Below are 6,046 nucleotides of genomic sequence, written 5' to 3'. Positions count from 1 at the left end.
GTCATACCAGCTTTTATTGCAGTAGCTATTACATCTGCTCTCTTATCTGGTGCTCCTGTTGCTGCAAATTGAGCTCCTAATACTTTACCTGTTTTCTTTTCAAATAACAGTTTAGAAAATACTAAATGTGCCCCTGGCATTATTCCTACTATTCCTGGAGGTGCTGCATATACTACTTCATAATCAATTACTGAATTTTTTAACATCTTTTCAGATAACCCTGTAGAAGCTATATTCATATCAAATAACTTAACTACTCCTGATCCTATATAGCCATTATTTTTTATCTCTCTACCATTTATTCTGTCAGCAATTAATCTCCCTTGCTTATTAGCAGGACCTGCCATTGCTAATGGAACTAATTTTCCAGTTAATTGGTGTCTAACTAATATTGCGTCTCCTGCTGCATACACATCTTTTGCTGTTGTTTCATAGTTATCATTAGTTACTATATATCCTCTATCTGTTAATTCAATTCCTGAACCTTTTAAGAATCTAGTTGATGGTCTTACTCCTATAGCTAAGATTACTCCATCAGTTTCAATCTCTCTTCCAGATTTTAATAATACTTTTCTTGTGTCAAAACCTTCTACAAGATCTTCTAAAACTACTTCGATTCCATGTTTTACCATTTCAGCTTGTCCAAAATAAGATATTTCTTTATCTACAAATGGAATTATTTGATCCGTTCCCTCTACTAAAGTAACTTCAATTCCTGTTTCTCTTAGATTTTCAGCTGCTTCTAGTCCTATGAACCCTCCACCTACTACAGTGATATGTTTAGGATTTTTAGCTTTTACAAATTTCATTATCTTAGAAACATCAGGTACTGTCTTTAATACAAAATTATCTATTTTATCCAATCCTTTGAATGGAGGTACAATGGCATCTGCTCCAGGTGATACTACTAGTGAGTCATACTTTTCAGTGGTTATTTCTTTAGTTAAAGTATTTTCTACTTTAATTGTTTTAGCTTCTGTATTTACAGATATAACATTGCTATTTACTCTTGCATCTATCTTGTATTGACCTTTAAATTTTTCTGGTGTCATCAATATTAACGTTTCTTCCTGCTCAACTAAACCAGATATATGATACGGTAAACAACAGTTTGAAAATGATACTACTGGACCTCTTTCAAACATTATTATTTCTGCATTTTCATCTAATCTTCTAGATCTTGCTGCTGACGATGCACCACCTGCTACTCCACCTACTACTAGTATTCTTCGACTCATTTCACTCCTCCACTTTTTATATGTATTTTTTTTCACGTTTTTACGCTGTAGCTATTTTACCATACCCTATACCTGTATGCAACATTAAAAATATAATTAGTTTGTAATTGTAATACTATTGTTCACTTGTGTAACTAAAAAACACGCTATATGCATTTTATTTATTTAATTTTCACTTTATTTTTATTAATTTTTAATCTTAAATTTATTTATTGATATGTTTGTTTATTTTATGTTAATTTTTTAACAATATTTTTTATTTTGATTAAATTGACAGAAAGTAATCTTAGAGTTATAATACCTTCGTTATTAAAATTTAATTTGTGAGGTATTTATCTATGGAAAATAAAATTATAACAAAAACATTTAGATCTATTACACCCCAAGAGACAAAAGAATTGATAAAAAAAGAAGAAGATCTTATTATCATCGATGTAAGAACTGAAAAGGAATTTTTATATGAAGGTAGATTAGAAAATGCTGTCTTGATAGACTTTGAAAAACCACGTATTTTCAAAAGAGAAATAAAAAAACTAGATAAAGAAAAAATATATCTTATTTATTGTGCTGTTGGAAATATAAGCAAAGAAGCGTGCATTGAAATGACTGATTTGGGATTTAAAAACATCTATGATATGAAGGGTGGATTAAAATCTTGGCAGCAAGATCTCGATTTATTTTGTACTGTTTCAAAGTTAAATGATGAGGAAATAATCGAAGCTAGAAAAAATATTATTATTAGACTAAATAAGATCGAAGGCCAAGTAAAAGGTATGAAAAAAATGCTCTTAAATGGTGAATATTGTGGAGATATATTAAATCAATCTCTAGCTGTAAAATCAGCTTTAAATAGCACTAATCAAGAGATTATGGAAATGTTTTCAAAAGTTTGTATTACATCTCAAGAACACAAGAAAGATTTTTTCAAATATCTAAAAAAATTAATGGGATAAAATTAAAAAATAACTATAAGCCCAAATAAGAAGGAGGTCGAGATGAAGATAAGTTATTATCAAATGGATATTATTTTTAAAGATATAGAAGCTAATATTAAAAAAGTTAAAAATTCTTTAAAAAAGCTAGATACAGAAATGTTAATTCTACCGGAATTATTTAACACTGGATATATGTATCCATCTAAAAATGATATTCAGCCTTATACAGAACAAATTCCTCAAGGGAAAACAACTAAAGCTTTAGAAAATTTAGCAAAAGAAAATAACACTTTTATAATAGGTGGTATAGCAGAGGTTGAAGGTGAATATATATATAATACTATTGTAGTTGTTGGGCCAAACGGATATATTGGTAAATATCGGAAAATTCATTTAACAAAATTGGAAAAGAAAATATTTGCATCTGGAAATGAAATTAAAGTTTTTGATATTTTAAATCATAAAATTGGATTTTCTATTTGTTATGATATTTGGTTTCCAGAACACAGTAGAATTATGGCAGTTAAAGGAGTAGAACTTGTATGTCATCCATCTAATTTTGGTGGGAAAGATAGTTTAGATTTTTCAAGAATAAGAGCCTTAGAAAACAATGTTTTTATAGTTACATGTAATAGAGTTGGAAACGAAAAAGGAAATGACTTTGATGCTCACTTTAGAGGTGAAAGTCAGGTAGTATCTCCTAAAGGTGAAATATTAAAACAAAGTAACGATAAAGAAGATATAGTAACTTTAAATTTAGATTTATCAGAATCCAATCAAAAATCTGGACCTATGACAGAAGATTTAATTAAAGAATATAGTATTTATAAAACACCTAAAATAAATAAATAATTATTTTAGGTGTTTTATATTAATATGATGAGACTATCAAAGGGAAAGTAATCTTAGCGGGGTGAACGACAATTTTTAAATGAACTATCTAAAAGCAAGGGGTGAAAGTGGAAGGGAAGAAACTGATATCTATACAGAAGGAGTGAGGAAGATAACAAAATTCCTCTAGGAAGAAACCCAGAGGAATTTTATGTTTTTGTTGATTTTTAAAATCTAATTATTTTGATGTTTTTTTATACCTTTAGCAATAGCACGTGCCATTGTTTCTTCATGGTGTTCTGTTCCTGTTGCAAACCAAGCAATTACAATATCATCAGATGGTGATATATAAAGTCCTTGTCCACCTACTCCTCCTTTGAAGAAATCTCCATCAGTAAAGACTGCATCCCATTGATATCTATTAGCCATCTCAGAATCCTCATGGAAAGCATCTACCATTATTTTACCAACAGCACCTTTATTGTATATTTCTTTGTTTCCACCAGTTTGAATTTCTTTTATGATTTTATCTGAAATTATTTTTTCATCAGTTATCTTATCCCAACTTGGAGTATATATCATTCCAAAACGTCCTAGATCTCTTAGAGTAGAACTTGCAAGTCCAAATGACATAGTATGAGCATCTGGTGTTATAGCTACATAGGCATCATTTTGCATTCCGACCTTAGACCAAACCTTATCACTGAAAGTTTCAGCTAACGATTTACCACTAACATTTTCAACTATTGTTTCTAGAACAAACGTATTAATAGAATTATATTCAAAACTAGTGTAAGCAGACTTATCACGTTTCATATCACTTAATACATCATAAACTTCCTCTTTATTCTCTCCACTAAATAATCCGATACTTACGGCCCATCTATACCAACCTGATTCTGGATTTAACCTTGGTTCTTCCTTCTCATCATGCTCTGTTGAGTTCAGTCCAGTTGTCATATCCATTGTTTGTTCTACAGTTACACTATACCACTCTGAACCTTTTAATTCTGGAATATAAGTACTTACAGGGTTTTTCATATCTAATTTTCCTTCTTCAGCAAGAAGAGCAATAAGTGTTCCTGGAATTGTCTTTCCTACAGAGAACCAGTTATGTTTATCTCTTTCTCGCATTGTTTTATACTGCTCAAATTTAACTTCTCCATTTTGAATAACAATTATTGAATCCATGTTACTTTTTTCAAAGAAATCATTAACCGTTCTTGATTTTGCATCTTTTGTAGTTTTGAAATTTAATTCCCCTATTGAAGAATCTAAATTTAATGGAAGGTTGCTTATAGCTCCATCACGTAAAATTTGACTTGTTGGGAAATAGCTTGACATATTCTGCCAAACTGACATAGTCTTTTCATTTGCCATCTGCAACATAACCACATTCTCAGGGTTACTATAATATGAGTGAATCTCTCTTACCTCTTCCAATGGTGTATTTACAACTAACTTTTTATTTTTTTTCATAACTTCTCCTTTTTCACTTGCTTCTAATTCTCCACCAACAAACATTAAAGATCCTAATAAACATAGTGTTGCTTTCATTTTTTTTCTTTTCATAACTTCCTCCTGTTAATAATTTTATAAATAATATTAACACTATCTTTTGAAACCACAAATGACTCCAGTCACTCAAAATATATTTTTTTAAAAATATGAATATATGAATTCATAAAACTATTGATATGTCTCATAATATAAAGTAAAATTAAGTAGATAGTGTTGTGTAAAAAATTAATAAAAATCATTTAAATTTGGACGGTGACTAATTTTGGAGAAAATAAATCTAAATAAAACTATGCAAAGTTTAGGGATAGAAGAACTATTAGAAACTTCATTTAAAAATAAAATAAAAATTATGAAATGGGATTTAAAGGATAACTTACATTCATTTGGATTTAAGCAAGGATATGCTTGGTATATAATAAAAGGAAATTTAATAACTACTTCTTATCTTCCAGGAGATAAAGAAATATTGTGGGAACTAAATGAAGGTGAATGGTTAGGTCTACCTGATGCTATTCTTAATATATTGCCTGAACATGATGTTAGAATACTGAGAGGAAGTCTTGTTTTAGAAATTCCCCTTTGGGAGATATTAAATAGTAAAGAAACCCCTAAATCTTTTTATAAAAAAATCATTACTGATTTTGCTCTGACAATAAGACCTGTTTTGAAAAATGTTGGTCTTAAGATTAAGTGTCACGATGAAATCTATTTTCTTAAATATTTAGAAAGAAAAAATTACGAAATACAATTTCAAAGTCTAAAAGAACTTTCAGAAACTTTAAACATTAATCTTAGAACTTTTCACAGGATCCTAAAAATATTAGTAGCAGAAAATATTATTTTTAAAGAAGTTGATAGAATAAAGGTTATAGACATAAAAAAATTAGAAAACTATATTGAAGAAAAAGCTATTAATTCACTTTAAGATTTGTTGTAATAATTTTAAATCTATACTTTCAGAAGATATTAAAGAAAATTAAAAATATGATAAATCAAAAAAAAGTGCGGACAAAATCTAAAGAAAACCGCAAAAGTAGTGAAAAAAGGACACTCGATTAGGAGTGTTCTTTTAAGGCTGATTTTATTGGGATTAGTTATGAAAGTTACAAAATTGTTATTTTAAATAGAATAGAAAATTTCTATTTTACATCTTGCAACTAAGTCTCTTTACTATATTAATACTATTTTGGGGGGTGTATAATTTTAAGTTCTCCCATTAAGATTATACAGCCTTAATTTTTAGGAGTATATGGTTTTGAAAGTAGGAGATGGATTAAAAAAATAGCTTCCTTTAGGGGGCTATCCCGAATTACGTGTACATTCAATTCCTAACTACTAGAGGAGAGCTGTTAAAACGGCTCTTTTTTTACATATATTTTTCTACTTGTTCTGGGTAAATTATCACTAACATTCTTAATATTTTTTCCCAAGATCGTATTTTTGAGTCCATTTTTTAGATATATTTTGCGTTGTTAAATAAAGTATTTTTTCTAATGATTCATCAGTAGGGAAAATAGCCTT

General features: G+C 29.0%; 5 protein-coding genes. 3 read left to right on the top strand and 2 right to left on the bottom strand.

What is annotated here, in order from left to right:
- A partial coding sequence (locus WBG30_RS07910) for an FAD-dependent oxidoreductase (RefSeq protein ID WP_424504102.1) occupies positions 1-1,238 on the bottom strand: 1,238 nt, incomplete at its 3' end.
- A 338-nt stretch (positions 1,239-1,576) separates the two neighbouring features.
- Here WBG30_RS07910 and WBG30_RS07905 point away from each other — a divergent pair.
- Together WBG30_RS07905 and WBG30_RS07900 are read left to right on the top strand one after the other, a co-directional pair.
- Entirely contained in the window at positions 1,577-2,191 is a 615-nt protein-coding gene (locus WBG30_RS07905) for a metal-sensing transcriptional repressor (RefSeq protein ID WP_424504101.1), read from the top strand.
- Between the two features lie 42 nt (positions 2,192-2,233).
- Positions 2,234-3,025: a carbon-nitrogen hydrolase family protein gene (locus tag WBG30_RS07900; protein ID WP_424504100.1), complete on the top strand. Its 792-nt coding sequence runs from the start codon at positions 2,234-2,236 to the stop codon at positions 3,023-3,025.
- A 213-nt stretch (positions 3,026-3,238) separates the two neighbouring features.
- On the opposite strand, the gene WBG30_RS07895 is transcribed toward WBG30_RS07900, so the two are convergent.
- The gene (locus tag WBG30_RS07895; protein WP_424504099.1) at positions 3,239-4,576 is read right to left on the bottom strand and encodes a serine hydrolase domain-containing protein; all 1,338 of its coding nucleotides are present in this window, start codon (positions 4,574-4,576) and stop codon (positions 3,239-3,241) included.
- 211 nt (positions 4,577-4,787) lie between these two features.
- On the opposite strand from WBG30_RS07895, the gene WBG30_RS07890 reads away from it, so the two are divergent.
- The gene (locus tag WBG30_RS07890; protein WP_424504098.1) at positions 4,788-5,450 is read left to right on the top strand and encodes a hypothetical protein; all 663 of its coding nucleotides are present in this window, start codon (positions 4,788-4,790) and stop codon (positions 5,448-5,450) included.
- Positions 5,451-6,046: the final 596 nt, after the last annotated feature.

The organism is Psychrilyobacter sp. (assembly GCF_049671765.1).
Lineage (GTDB): Bacteria > Fusobacteriota > Fusobacteriia > Fusobacteriales > Fusobacteriaceae > Psychrilyobacter.
This window is presented reverse-complemented; position numbering and strand designations above follow the sequence as displayed.